At 46.2% G+C, this 14,203-nt stretch carries 11 protein-coding genes; 9 read left to right on the top strand and 2 right to left on the bottom strand.

Annotation, left to right across the window (positions count from 1 at the left end; all coding sequences use genetic code 11):
• The first annotated feature begins 127 nt into the window (after positions 1–127).
• Together clcA and R7H07_RS02115 are read left to right on the top strand one after the other, a co-directional pair.
• Positions 128–1,531, top strand: a complete 1,404-nt coding sequence (gene clcA / locus R7H07_RS02110) for a H(+)/Cl(-) exchange transporter ClcA (RefSeq protein WP_005373473.1) — start codon at positions 128–130, stop codon at positions 1,529–1,531.
• Positions 1,532–1,792: 261 nt separating this feature from the next.
• Positions 1,793–2,740, top strand: coding sequence for a TDT family transporter (locus R7H07_RS02115; RefSeq protein ID WP_005373475.1), 948 nt, complete (start codon positions 1,793–1,795; stop codon positions 2,738–2,740).
• 44 nt (positions 2,741–2,784) lie between these two features.
• Here R7H07_RS02115 and folE read toward each other — a convergent pair whose 3' ends face one another.
• Complete coding sequence (gene folE / locus R7H07_RS02120) at positions 2,785–3,438, bottom strand: GTP cyclohydrolase I FolE (RefSeq protein WP_005373478.1); 654 nt, start codon at positions 3,436–3,438, stop codon at positions 2,785–2,787.
• Positions 3,439–3,725: 287 nt separating this feature from the next.
• Between folE and moeA the strand changes: the two genes are divergently transcribed.
• The 5 genes from moeA (at position 3,726) to R7H07_RS02145 (ending at position 9,475) form a co-directional block, all read left to right on the top strand.
• Positions 3,726–4,961 carry a molybdopterin molybdotransferase MoeA gene (gene moeA / locus R7H07_RS02125; protein ID WP_017635208.1) on the top strand — a complete coding sequence of 412 codons (1,236 nt, stop codon included), beginning with the start codon at positions 3,726–3,728 and terminating at the stop codon, positions 4,959–4,961.
• Between the two features lie 9 nt (positions 4,962–4,970).
• Complete coding sequence (gene moeB / locus R7H07_RS02130; RefSeq protein WP_053349250.1) at positions 4,971–5,720, top strand: molybdopterin-synthase adenylyltransferase MoeB; 750 nt, start codon at positions 4,971–4,973, stop codon at positions 5,718–5,720.
• 176 nt (positions 5,721–5,896) lie between these two features.
• Positions 5,897–8,002, top strand: coding sequence for an LruC domain-containing protein (locus R7H07_RS02135; RefSeq protein ID WP_206958766.1), 2,106 nt, complete (start codon positions 5,897–5,899; stop codon positions 8,000–8,002).
• Positions 8,003–8,014: 12 nt separating this feature from the next.
• Complete coding sequence (locus R7H07_RS02140; RefSeq protein WP_053307245.1) at positions 8,015–8,515, top strand: hypothetical protein; 501 nt, start codon at positions 8,015–8,017, stop codon at positions 8,513–8,515.
• A 129-nt stretch (positions 8,516–8,644) separates the two neighbouring features.
• Positions 8,645–9,475, top strand: coding sequence for a sulfurtransferase (locus tag R7H07_RS02145; RefSeq protein WP_065275193.1), 831 nt, complete (start codon positions 8,645–8,647; stop codon positions 9,473–9,475).
• 165 nt (positions 9,476–9,640) lie between these two features.
• Here R7H07_RS02145 and R7H07_RS02150 read toward each other — a convergent pair whose 3' ends face one another.
• Positions 9,641–10,642 (bottom strand): sugar-binding transcriptional regulator, encoded by a 1,002-nt coding sequence (locus R7H07_RS02150; protein WP_065275192.1) that lies wholly within the window; start codon positions 10,640–10,642, stop codon positions 9,641–9,643.
• Between the two features lie 466 nt (positions 10,643–11,108).
• Between R7H07_RS02150 and tal the strand changes: the two genes are divergently transcribed.
• Together tal and tkt are read left to right on the top strand one after the other, a co-directional pair.
• Entirely contained in the window at positions 11,109–12,059 is a 951-nt protein-coding gene (tal, locus tag R7H07_RS02155) for a transaldolase (protein ID WP_005373488.1), read from the top strand.
• Positions 12,060–12,184: 125 nt separating this feature from the next.
• The gene (tkt, locus tag R7H07_RS02160) at positions 12,185–14,176 is read left to right on the top strand and encodes a transketolase (protein ID WP_042522667.1); all 1,992 of its coding nucleotides are present in this window, start codon (positions 12,185–12,187) and stop codon (positions 14,174–14,176) included.
• The last annotated feature ends 27 nt before the right edge of the window (positions 14,177–14,203 follow it).

Genomic DNA, 14,203 nt, shown 5'->3' on the forward strand with positions numbered 1-14,203 from the left:
AATAATATCGCGACACTTCGAACACTCAATAGTGAAAAGCTAAATTGCATCTTTATTGATTAGGTCTAGACTCTGCGAAGCGTATACTTTCTTTCGTCCCTTCCCCCAGCAACAGGAGAGCTTGTTAATGACCAAACGCGAGAGAATTGTGAAATCTGTGTTGGCGCACGTACCGAAAGATGCGATTAACCAGTTTGTCTCTCGAGGGTCAACACCATTTTCTGTTCTCATTATGGCCGCCATTGTGGGTACGTTGGCTGGTTTTGTCGGTACGTATTTCGAGCTTGCCGTTCATTTCGTTTCTGAAACACGAACAGAATGGTTAAGAAGCGAAATTGGTAATGTTCTACCGTTGTGGCTGGCAGCGGTTCTCATTAGCGCACTTTTAGCTTTTATTGGCTATTTTCTTGTGCACCGCTTTGCGCCAGAAGCGGCAGGTTCTGGTATTCCTGAAATCGAAGGGGCAATGGATAATATTCGTCCAGTGCGCTGGTGGCGAGTTCTACCAGTAAAATTCTTCGGCGGCATGGGCGCACTTGGCTCAGGTATGGTGCTGGGTCGTGAAGGCCCAACCGTTCAAATGGGTGGTGCTGTAGGTCGAATGGTGACCGATATATTCCGGGTAAAGGATGACGATACCCGCCACTCCCTGCTCGCTTCTGGTGCTGCTGGCGGTTTGGCTGCGGCTTTTAATGCCCCACTCGCAGGCATTATGTTCGTTGTGGAGGAAATGCGACCTCAGTTTCGCTACTCTTTGATCTCAATTCGCGCAGTGATCATTTCTGCCATTATGGCGAACATAGTGTTTCGCGCCATCAACGGGCAAGACGCCGTTATCACTATGCCGCAATACCAGTCGCCAGAGCTTCAAACCCTATGGCTGTTTTTATTGCTTGGCGCATTGTTTGGCGTGTTTGGCGTGATCTTCAATAAACTGATTACCGTGGCACAAGACAGTTTTGTCGCAATTCACAAAAACGATCGTAAGCGCTACTTGATTGTAGGTTCGTTACTGGGAGGCGTGTTTGGCTTGCTTCTTTTGTACGTACCCCAACTAACTGGTGGTGGTATCGGCCTTATTCCTGACATTACTAACGGTAACTACTCGGTATCCATTTTAGTTTTGCTTTTCTTTGGTCGTGTAATTACAACCCTGCTCTGTTTTGGTTCTGGTGCGCCGGGAGGCATCTTTGCACCTATGCTTGCTCTGGGAACCTTATTTGGCTATGCGTTCGGAGCAAGTGCTGATGTCTTACTCCCTGCGCTTGATATCGAGCCTGGTGTATTTGCGATTGCGGGCATGGGTGCCCTGTTTGCAGCAACGGTACGTGCACCGATTACAGGTATTCTGTTAGTGATTGAAATGACGAATAACTACTACTTAATCCTGCCATTGATCATTACTTGTTTGGGCGCTGTGATTATTGCTCAATTGTTGGGTGGACAACCTATTTACAGCCAGCTGCTGCATCGCACAATCAAAAACGAAAAGTTACGCCAACAGGATCTACCGGAGAATCAATCAACATAACATTCTCTTTGTTATCACTTCGCTCCAGACTATCGAAGGGTTTGGAGCGATAAACTCTGCATTTTTACATCTTTTCCCAAATATTCGATACCAAACTCACAAAATTATCATTCTCTGATATTTGCTCACCACCTTTCATGAGAAACCCCTCTCCATACTTGTTAGTATTCGCTACTTAAATAGAGCATTTCATCCAAATCGTCATGTTTCGTTTCATTCAGGCAAAAATCAAATGGAGTAGATTTGAACTGGAGAAGACTTGTGCAGTTTTATAGTGTCCCGCCGTCTCAAGCCGCGTTGGCACTAGGTATGATAGGTTTAGGGCAAGCTTGGGCACTCTATGTTCCTGAGATTGGTGAACCGATACGCCCATTTTTGGCGTCACTCGGCGCACTTTTACTCGCCCCTGTACTCATAAAATATGCCGCTAATCCACGATTATTCATGGTCGACATTCGTCACCCGCTGAGTGGTAGTTTAATGGCACCAATGAGTATGGCGTTACTGATCCTTGCAGATTATCTTGCCGCTGTAGCGCCTATCATCGCTTATCCACTTTGGTTTATGGCGCTTTTGCTGCATTTTACTATGATGGTGCTGTTTTTTAGCTTTCAGCTAATGAACTTTAAAATGTCCAATATCGTACCGAGTTGGTTTCTTTATCCGGTGGGGCTGATCAGTAGTTCACTAGCCGGTTCTCAACTAGGTCACAACTTATTCTCCGAAACGTTAGCGATGATGTGCATCGGCATTTATTTCTTCATGCTGCCACTCGTGTTGTATCGTTTAGTGTTTTTCGGCTCTCTACCAAGGCGAGCAAGACCGACCCTCGCGATTATGGCCGCGCCGGTAAACTTGTCATTAGCAGCATACTTGGTGAACTTTCCCTTACCAGATCCGATACTGACAGGCGCATTGGCCGGGATCGCCATCACTATGACGTTATTGATCTACTTATGTTACTTCCGCTTACTTCGCTTGAAGTTTCAACCTTCTATCGCGGCAGTAACCTTTCCTTCCGTGATCAGCGCCATCGCAATGCATCGCTTAACCTCTTTTTTTGCCGAATCGCACCCTCACTGGCACTGGCTACACGACTTTGGTTTTCTAGAGCTCAGTATCGCGACTGTATTGGTTGTTTGGGTATCGGCAGGTTACGTCAAAATGTATTGGCCAGAAATCATGAAGTCATTTTCTAAACAAGCATAAAAAAGGATGGCGTTTGCCATCCTCTTAGAATAGTGCTTGGTTACCTAACGTAAACCGTGCAGAAACTCGGCACGCGTTGCTGGGTTGCTTTTGAAGATACCGCCCAATGCTGTTGTCGTGGTTTCGCTGGTTGCATCCATCACACCGCGAGATTTCACGCAGTAGTGTGTTGCGTCAATCGTCACTGCCACATCATCGGACTCAAGCAACGTTTGAAGTGCAACAAGAATTTGCTGAGTCATACGCTCTTGAACTTGTGGACGCTGGGCAAAGAAGCGAACGATACGGTTGATCTTTGATAGGCCAATGATCTTGCCACGTGGAATGTAAGCCACTGCAGCCTTGCCATCAATGGTCACAAGGTGGTGTTCACAAGTGCTGGTCACCGTGATGTCCTTCACGCGAACCATCTCGCTCACGTTCATCTTGTTCTCAATCACCGTGATTTTAGGAAAGTTGGAGTAATCCAGACCAGAGAAGATTTCGTCAACGTACATCTTAGCAATGCGGTGAGGGGTTTCTTCTAGGCTATCGTCAGTGAGGTCAAGTTGAAGTAGACCTAAGATCTCACGCATGTGGTGTTCGATCTTCTCTTTCTTCTCTTCACGACTTACGTTGTTTGGACGCATTGGCGTTTCCAAACCGCGTTGCTCTAGCGCTTCTTTTACTAACTTCGCTGACTCGCTAAGACCTGACATTCCACTTCCTCTTTTGTTTTACTTCAGCCTTCGTACAAACCCAATCAAAATTGCATTCATACTTTTCGCTTTGAGTTGCTCAGTTCGTGTCTTTACACCAAGTCACATCAGATGAAGGTACTGAGCTGATTTTCTTGAGCTCCGCAGGTTTTTTACCCCTTTTGGATGGCTGACAAGGATACTCGGATTTTTGAATAATTACACCCATATTTTATAGGTGGACATTCTTACTCAGTCCCCTTTTATGGTAAAGTTGCCACAAAACAAAAGAACACAGGATTTTCTCAATGGGCTGCTGCGACGCACCTGGCTTGATGCCAATTGAAGAAGCGATGGACAAAATGTTATCGCGAATCAAACCTATCCAAACAACGCTTTCTCTTCCACTTGCTGAAGCACTCGGTTTTGTACTGGCAGAAGATATCTTGTCTCCTATCCACGTACCGCCATTCGATAACTCAGCAATGGATGGCTACGCTATTCGCATTCAAGATCTTGAGTCATCTTCTGTATTGCCTCTGGCAGGTAAATCATTTGCAGGACAACCTTTTGAAGGTGAATGGCCTCAAGGTACCTGTGTTCGCATCATGACTGGCGCAAAAATCCCACAGGGTTGTGATGCCGTTATCATGCAAGAAAACACTGAAGTAACAGATGCTGGCATTCAGTTCAACCAAACCGACGTGAAGCCACAAAACAACATCCGCCCAACAGGTGACGACATCAAACAAGGCGACATCGTACTGGCAAAAGGTGCACGTTTGACACCTCGCGATATTCCGATGATTGCGTCGCTTGGTGTTAGCCATGTGACAGTAGTACGTAAGCCAAAAGTTGCTTTCTTCTCTACTGGTGATGAACTTAAACCACTGGGCGAACCGCTAGACGAAGGTCAGATCTACGACAGCAACCGTTACGGTATTAAACCACTTATCGAGAACTTCGGTTGTGAAGCCGTTGATCTTGGTATCATTCCAGATTGCCCAGAGACTCTGAAAGCAACCTTTGAACAAGCGCAAACATTGGCAGATGTGGTTGTAACCTCAGGCGGTGTTAGTGTGGGCGAAGCGGATTACACCAAAGACATTCTTGAAGAGCTTGGTGAAATCGGTTTCTGGAAGTTAGCAATCAAGCCGGGTAAACCTTTCGCATTTGGTAAGCTAAGTACAGCTTGGTTCTGTGGGCTGCCGGGTAACCCTGTTTCTGCAGTTCTTACTATGTACGTGCTTGTTCAACCAATGCTGGCAAAACTTGCAGGCCATACAGAATGGAAAGCACCCGAATCTATTCCAGCAACAACCAAAACCGCCTTTAAGAAAGCGCCAGGTCGTACCGATTACCAACGTGGTATCTATACATTGGAAGATGGCAAGTTTGTCGTTGAAACAACCGGTAACCAAAGCTCTGGTGCATTCCGCTCAATGAGCCTAGCGAACTGTTTTGTTGTATTGGAACGTGAACGCGGCCGAGTTGAAGTGGGCGAAACGGTTCAGATTCAACTATTCAACTCAACCCTTTACTAGGAAGACGTTGTGGATATTCTTTCCGATCAGGAAATGTTGCGTTACAACCGCCAAATCATTCTTCGTCAGTTTGACTTTGAAGGACAAGAAGCACTCAAACAAGCATCGGTATTGATGCTTGGTGCTGGCGGTTTAGGCTGCGCATCAAGCCAATATTTGGCGACTGCTGGTGTCGGTAAAATCACGCTGATTGATGATGATATCGTCGAGTTGTCTAACCTTCAGCGCCAAGTGCTGCACCACGATGCGGATATTGGTCGTAAGAAGGTAGACTCGGCGGCCAATGCACTACGTGAACTTAATCCGCACATTGTCGTAGATACCATCGCAAAACGTCTTGATGATACCGCGTTAGAGAGCCTGATTAAGCAACACACTATTGTTGTCGATGCATCAGATAACGTCGATACGCGCAATCAACTTAACCGCCTATGTTTTGCGACTAAAACACCGCTAATTTCAGGCGCGGCTATTCGTATGGAAGGCCAAGTGAGTGTGTTTACTTACGACGACCCAACTCAACCATGTTACCAGTGCTTAAGTGCCCTCTTCGGCAGCGGTGCGTTAAGTTGTGTCGAAGCCGGAGTCATGGCTCCTGTTGTGGGTATTGTTGGCGCAGTACAAGCGATGGAGACGATCAAAGTGATTGCTGATTACGGCCAACCAAAGAAAGGCAAAATTCTGATTTTGGACGCGCTCAGCATGTCTTGGCGAGAAATGAATCTGATGAAAATGCCAACCTGTCCGGTTTGTAGTTAGTTCTAAACCTCTAATCATTCCCAAAAAGCCCAACTCGATGTTGGGCTTTTTTCTCATTTTGACAATCAGATTTAAAACCCTTCTTCTTACAAATTTTAACTTCATAAAATTCAACAATTTAAAAGTTGGCACATTCCTTTCATTGCATATATCACGAACCAATGAGAGGGCGAATTATGAAAAGGACATCACTACTACTTGGGTCTCTAATAGTGAGCGCTTATGCACAAGCGGCGCCATTTGATACGTGCCCAAGCCAAGCATACCTATTCCAATCAACCCCGGTTCAAATCTATGGCGTCAATTTGGTTACAGGCTCTACGACTCTTTTAGAGGACGACACAGGTTTGGCTTCGGGCATCAACGGTGTAGGCTTTAACTTCACTGACCGTTATATCTACGGCTACGACACCACAAACAAAAAGATTGTTCGTCTTGGTCAAGACTTCCAAGCAGAGACGCTTGATGTTTCGGGCCTTCCTACCGACCACACGTTTTACGTAGGTGACGTTTACAACCACGTCTACTACTTGTACCGCAAAGGCAAAGGACTTTTCTCCATTGACCTTTCTCCGCTCGATTCTGATCCAAATGCGACATTGAGCATCGTGAAAATTAGCTCAACAGCGACAGTGAACCTAACCGACTTTGCATTCCATCCAGGTGATGGCTCCCTTTACGGCATCGACAACAACTCTGGTGTGCTATATCAGTTCAACCCATCAAACGGTAGCGCAACTGCGATAGGTGACACAGGTGAGAAAGGCACATTTGGTGCTGGCTACTTCGATGTAAACGGCAACTACTACATGTCACGTAACCAAGATGGCAAAATCTATCGCGTTGACCTTTCGGAAGGTAACGCAGCCAATATCGCAGCAGGTATCGTTCCTGCGGTTGAGTTTGTATCCAACGGTCCAAGCTCAAGCCAAAATGACGGTGCACGTTGTGCAAATGCTCCGGTGATTAACGAAGACGAGCCAATTGATTTCGGTGATGCTCCAGACAGCTACCACACAACACTTGCGTCAAACGGTCCTCGTCACGAAGTGGACGGTGTAACTTGGCTTGGTTCCGTCGCTCCAGATGGTGATGCCGACGGTCAAGCAAACGACAACTCTGTGGGCACAGCCGATGAAGATGGTGTTGGTTTTGTATCCGCACTTGATCCAGGCTTAAGCTCAATTGTGAATGTGACAGCTTCTACTTCTGGCTACCTATCAGCATGGTTTGACTGGAACCGCGATGGTGACTTTGATGATGAAGGCGAACAGGTCTTTACTGACCAATTACTGTCTGCGGGTAATAATCCCCTACCGTTTGTAGTTTCAACCGCTGCAACGGAAGGGTCTAGCTGGAGCCGATTCCGCTTTAGCCAACAAACCGGATTAAACTACGATGGTGGTTCGACGTCTGGTGAGGTGGAAGATTACCCAATTACCATCACTGGTAATGGTTACTCAGTGGAGTATTTCCCGAGTGCAGAAGATTACGCCACCGTGGCTTACGAAGATAACTGGCCATACACCGCAGACTACGACATGAACGATGTGGTCGTGAAATTCCGCATCACTGAAACCAGTCTTGCTGGTCATGTTGAGAATATCCAGATTACAGGTGACCTAGCGGCCTACGGCGCAAGTTACAAAAATGGCTTCGCAATCCGACTACCGGGTGTATTGAGAAGCTCGATTGAAAACGGATTAACAACGCTATCCTTCAATGGTGTAGAACAAGCATCTAATGGTTTGGAAAGTATTTCTGATGAAGCAATTTTCATCATCAGTGAAGACTTAAGCACACACGCGGCTAGCAGCTGTAGCTACTTCCGTACCGAGTCTGGCTGTGATGATAACGTTTCACTCACCTTTACCTTGAATGTGTACTTCACCGAAGGCTCTGACCGTTCAGCCATTCAAGCCATGCCATACGACCCGTTCATCTTCGCAACGCCGGGGACTTACCATGGCGACGGGATTACCTTCCAACCAGGTCGTAAATGGGAAGTTCACTTAGCAGACCAAGCACCAACAGAACAGTTTGATGACCAAAACCTCTTCGGTGTCGGCGTCGATGCAAGTGACCCTGCACAAGGTGTGTACTTCAAAACAGCAAACAACTTACCTTGGGCACTGTTAATAGTAGAAGATTGGGATTGGCCGCTAGAGCGTGTAGACATGGTCGATGCATACCCTCACTTCCAAACTTGGGCTGAGTCTGGTGGCGAACTAAGCACAGATTGGCACACCGCTCCAACACCTAACAAATGCTACATTCCATAGGGAGATAACATTATGAAAGCACTTATCACAATCATCATGGGATTAGCACTAACGGCTTGTGGCGGCGGCGGTGGCGGCGGAGGTGGTAACAGTACACCACCTCCACCAACCCAAACCACCGTTGCAGAGGAAGACACAACCCAACAGGAAGAAACAACCGTAGAAGAGACTACCGTAACTGTAGAAGATGCAACCATGCAGGATCTAGTAGTACCAGATGGCTTTAGCTACAACCCAGTGACGGAAGGTACGCTCAATGTAGACATCAGTGGTTTCTCTTCACAACGAGCACACCTAAGCGTGTACAAAGAGTTTGTCGAGAACAGTTCAGGTAACTACGATGCAAAATACCCAAGCAAAGTCGCATCGGTTCCACTCAACAATGGTACAGCAAATGTCGACTTTAATGTTTCTGATAGCCAAGGTAGCCTACTTGTTGAAATTTGGTTCTATGACGGTAGTGACCCAATACAGAAAGTGATTACTTCTGGAGACAACACTTGGACCATGTAACTGGGTAAATCGAAAGCTGTCTTTCAGAACAAATCTTCAATCTTTAACTTAAAAATCGCATCGTTCTTTTGAACATGCGATTTTTTTGTTGTAAAACAGTAAGATTATCCACCTAGCAAACTAAAGACAATGCAAGCACTGATTAGTACTGATGAACTCAATAGCCTTCTCGGCCAACCTAACGTCAAGCTCCTCGACGCTAGTATTGCGTTTCAAATCCCTTCTGAAGGTAAAAAGATTCAAGATAAGTGGATTCCAAATACTTTACGCTTTGATTACGACAATGACTTTTGCTTACCCGGTTCTTCCCTGCCGCATATGATGCCAACAGAAGAAGGCTTCAACCAAAGTGCGCAAGAACTCGGTTTGAACAACGAAGATTTGATTGTGGTTTACGACAACTCTGGCACTTTAGCCGCGCCAAGAGCTTGGTGGATGTTCAAAGCTATGGGACATGATAATGTTCGAGTCTTAAATGGCGGTCTTCCAGCTTGGATTGAAGCCGGATTCCCTGTTGAAAGTACCCTATCGCAACCAAGCGAAAGAGGTAACTTTGCGGGTAAGCTCAACCAAAATGCCTTTTTGAGTGCACAAGATGTTCTTGCTCATTCAACCAATAAAAGTGCCAACATCATCGATGCCAGAGCCAAAGCACGATTCCTTGGTGAAGTGCCTGAGCCACGAGAAGGTCTACGTAGTGGTCACATTCCAAATTCGGTTTGCTTACCGTTTCAAGAACTCTTGACCAACGGTCACATTAAACCAAATTCAGAGTTGCAACAGATATTTAGCGCACTAACGATAGATAGTGACAATTCGATTATTTTTAGTTGCGGTTCCGGTGTAACCGCATGCATTTTGTTACTCGCGGCGTATCAAATTGGTCTGGACAATCTGTCGGTGTACGACGGTTCTTGGACCGAATGGGGTGCTGACCACTCTCTACCTATCGAGCGTTAAGACAAGTGTCTGTTTAACAAAGTATCTTACGTTTATCTAAAGATGATGTGTTCCAATAAACTAAACGCAGCTTCTAAACCAAACTTGTCATTTCGAAATAGAAACTGGCTATGAGTGATTTGTCACCCCTCATAGCCTGACTACATCAAAAGCCGACTATTTCCGTTAGCGTTCAGATGTCGCGTTGCCGTGCATTTGCTCATCTAAGTTGAGCACGGTTAATGCGTTGCTAACGCTCGTGGCGATCACGTCTATCGCTCCAGTTCTTAATGCTCCGAGTAGAGCGAGCGGCTTGCTGTTCTCTGCTGCGATCGCAATGACTTCCGAGATCGACCGAAACTCTTCAATACCAAGTCCAATTACTCGGTCACTCATTACCGTGTTCGCTACATTACCGTGAATATCAAAGAAGTCATAACCTGCAAAATCCCCTACCACACCTTGTTGAAGTCTCGACTGAACCACTTCATCAGGCGTAAACCAACCTAAGTCGACCATGTAACTGTTTTCGCTCATGTCACCAATACCAACCAAAGCGACATCGGCTTTACGTGCTAGGTCGAGCGTTTGTTTCACGGTTGCATTTTGCATAAAGGCCAACTTCTGTTCTCTGTTTTCTGCGTAAGCCGGCGCATAAAGTGTTTCAGAGGTCCCCCCATATTTCTTCGCCAACTGACGACAAATATGGTCGGCGTTATACATACCGCCACGCGGGTGAATACCACCAATGCCACACACAAATTTACAGTCACGCGGCGTAATAACACCAATATGGTGAGCGACAGACGACACGTTGCGCCCTTGTCCGACCGTCACCACCATGCCGTTTTTGAGCGTGCTAGTGAGATAATTGGACACCAATCCCGATACCTGTAGTCGTTGCGCTTCTTCATTCGGTTGATCAAGAGCAACAAGCGCGCGCTTAACGCCGAATCGCTCGATCAAACGTTGTTCAATCTTGGCGCTAAACACCGGATGGTATTTAACGGTAATTTCAACAATGCCTTCATCACGCGCCTGCTTTAGCATTCGCCCGACCTTTGCGCGTGATATGGCAAATTTTCTCGATATCTCTTCCTGAGTCGCACCGTCTTGATAATACGCGACGGAAATCTCTGTCAACAAATCCGTGTTTTCAATGGAAATATCTTGATTAGAACTGCTCATGGTTTCTCTCGCCCTTTAAGAGGATCGATATTGTATGCAATAAGTGAACATATGCTCATTGACTTAGCATATGTTCTTTATCAATTTAAACGCTACATTTGCTCATCGCAATAACATTTTCTCACTACAATTTTTTACCCTCTTGGATAACGCTCAAGCTTTGAACAATAAGGGCAAACGTTTATTTGGGTTAACCACTAAACACACAGTAAAAAAACGTTGATGAAGTTCACTATAAGTCCATTTCAGCGATTGACTTTCAGCATAGATAGGATAAATATGGACACATCATTTACTCAGCTATCGATCAAATGTTCATAGCATTTGTTCGGTAACGAAATTTTCCGTAGTTGGCTGAGCAGATGTCTCATTAAATGCGATGAGACGGTTAGCTAACTCGCTTGCAAATGCACAAGCTGTGATAACAAAAATCACGCTTAAGCCCATTTAAATAGGATGATCGATTATGAGCAACAAGTTAGAGCAACTTCGTAAACTAACGACTGTAGTAGCAGACACTGGCGAGATTGATGCAATTAAAAAGTATCAGCCAGAAGACGCAACAACTAACCCTTCTCTTATCCTTAAAGCCGCTCAAATCGCAGAGTACGCACCTCTAATCGATGCTTCAATCGAATACGCTAAAGCACAGAGCAACGACAAAGCTCAACAAGTTCAAGATACTTGTGACATGCTTGCAGTAAACATCGGTAAAGAAATCCTAAAAACTATCCCAGGTCGTATCTCTACAGAAGTAGACGCTCGTCTATCTTACGATATGGAAGGCAGCGTAGCGAAAGCTCGTCAACTAGTGAAAATGTACAACGATGCTGGCATCACTAACGACCGTATCCTTATCAAACTGGCTTCAACTTGGGAAGGCATTCGCGCAGCTGAGATCCTAGAAAAAGAAGGCATCAACTGTAACCTAACGCTTCTATTCTCGTTCGCACAAGCACGTGCTTGTGCAGAAGCGGGTGTATTCCTAATCTCGCCATTCGTTGGTCGTATCATGGACTGGTACAAAGCGAAAGAAGGCCGTGACTTCGAAGCTCAAGAAGATCCAGGCGTACTATCTGTAACTAAGATCTACAACTACTACAAAGAATACGGCTACAAAACTGTAGTTATGGGCGCAAGCTTCCGTAATATCGGTGAGATCTTAGAGCTAGCTGGTTGTGACCGTCTAACTATCGCTCCTGCTCTACTTGCAGAACTAGAAGCAGCTGAAGGTGAAGTAGTTGAGAAACTAGTTGATTCTAAAGGCGCAGCTGAGCGTCCAGCACCAATGACTCACGCAGAGTTCCTATGGGAACATAACCAAGACCCAATGGCTGTTGAGAAGCTGGCTGAAGGTATCCGCAACTTCGCCGTTGACCAAGGCAAACTAGAAGCGATGATCGAAGCTAAGCTTTAATTGCTTACCAAAAGCGAGTAGCCCGTCTACTCGCTTTTACCATCAGCACTATTTTCAAAAAATTCTATTTGAACTTGTTTCGGCGAGTTCCCTCTATTTAAATCAAATATCGAGAAGTAATCACTATGGATCGTAAACATCTAGCAAATGCAATCCGTGCGCTAAGCATGGATGGTGTTCAACAAGCTAACTCTGGTCACCCAGGTGCACCTATGGGTATGGCTGACATCGCTGAAGTTCTTTGGCGCTCTCATCTAAACCACAACCCATCAAACCCTGAGTGGGCAGACCGCGACCGTTTCGTACTGTCTAACGGCCACGGCTCAATGCTGATTTACTCTCTACTGCACCTTGCAGGTTACGAGTTGTCTATCGACGATCTGAAAAACTTCCGTCAGCTTCACTCTAAAACTCCTGGTCACCCAGAGTATGGTTACGCGCCAGGTATCGAGACCACAACGGGTCCGCTAGGTCAAGGCATCACTAACGCGGTTGGTATGGCTCTAGCTGAAAAAGCGCTAGCAGCGCAATTCAACAAAGAAGGCCACGACATCGTTGACCACTTCACTTACGTGTTCATGGGCGACGGCTGTCTGATGGAAGGTATTTCGCACGAGGCATGTTCTCTTGCAGGTACTCTTGGTCTAGGCAAGCTGATCGCATTCTGGGATGACAACGGCATCTCTATCGACGGTCACGTTGAAGGTTGGTTCTCTGACGACACACCTAAGCGTTTCGAAGCTTACGGTTGGCACGTAATCCCTGCAGTCGATGGTCACGATGCTGACGCAATCAACGCAGCAATTGAAGCAGCGAAAGCGGATCCACGTCCTACACTTATCTGTACTAAGACTATCATCGGTTTTGGTTCACCAAACAAATCTGGTTCACACGATTGTCACGGTGCGCCACTAGGTGCAGAAGAAATCGCAGCAACACGCAAAGAACTAGGTTGGGAGCACGGTCCTTTTGAAATTCCGCAAGAAGTCTACGCAGAATGGTCAGCGAAAGAAACAGGCGCAGCTAAGGAAGCAGCGTGGAACGAGAAATTTGCAGCTTATGAAGCAGCGTACCCTGAGCTGGCAGCTGAATTTAAACGCCGCGTAAACGGTGAGCTTCCTGCACAGTGGGAAGAGAAAGCAAGCCAAATCATTGCTGATCTTCAAGCTAACCCAGCAAACATTGCATCACGTAAAGCGTCTCAAAATGCTCTAGAAGCATTTGGTGCTCTACTACCAGAGTTCATGGGTGGCTCTGCTGACCTAGCACCTTCTAACCTAACCATGTGGTCTGGTTCTAAGTCTCTAGAAGCAAGCGACTTCTCTGGTAACTACATCCACTACGGCGTACGTGAATTCGGTATGACAGCGATCATGAACGGTATCGCGCTACACGGTGGTTTCGTTCCTTACGGCGCAACATTCCTAATGTTCATGGAGTACGCACGTAACGCAATGCGTATGGCTGCGCTGATGAAAATTCAGAACATCCAAGTGTACACGCATGACTCTATCGGTCTTGGCGAAGATGGTCCAACTCACCAACCAGTTGAGCAAATGGCATCGCTACGCCTAACACCAAACATGAGCACATGGCGTCCATGTGACCAAGTTGAGTCCGCTGTAGCTTGGAAGTTGGCGATTGAACGTAAGGATGCACCGACAGCACTTATCTTCTCTCGTCAAAACCTTGCGCAACAAGAGCGCACAGCAGAACAAGTAGCAGACATCGCGAAAGGTGCTTACATTCTGAAAGATTGCGAAGGCAAGCCAGAGCTAATCCTTATCGCAACAGGTTCTGAAGTTGAACTAGCAGTAGAAGCAGCAGCACAGCTAACTGCTGAAGGTAAGAAAGTACGCGTTGTTTCAATGCCATCAACAGATGCATTTGACAAACAAGACGCCGCTTACCGTGAAGCTGTACTGCCATCAGACGTAACAGCACGTATCGCAATTGAAGCAGGTATTGCTGACTTCTGGTACAAGTACGTAGGCTTTGACGGTCGCATCATTGGTATGACTTCATTCGGTGAATCTGCACCAGCTGGCGAACTATTCAAAATGTTTGGTTTCACGACTGAAAACGTAGTGAACACAGCAAAAGAGCTACTCGCGTAATTGCAGTAAAAAGATAGTCAGTTTTCT

This window comes from Vibrio sp. Vb1127, assembly GCF_033338735.1.
Taxonomy (GTDB): domain Bacteria; phylum Pseudomonadota; class Gammaproteobacteria; order Enterobacterales; family Vibrionaceae; genus Vibrio; species Vibrio alginolyticus.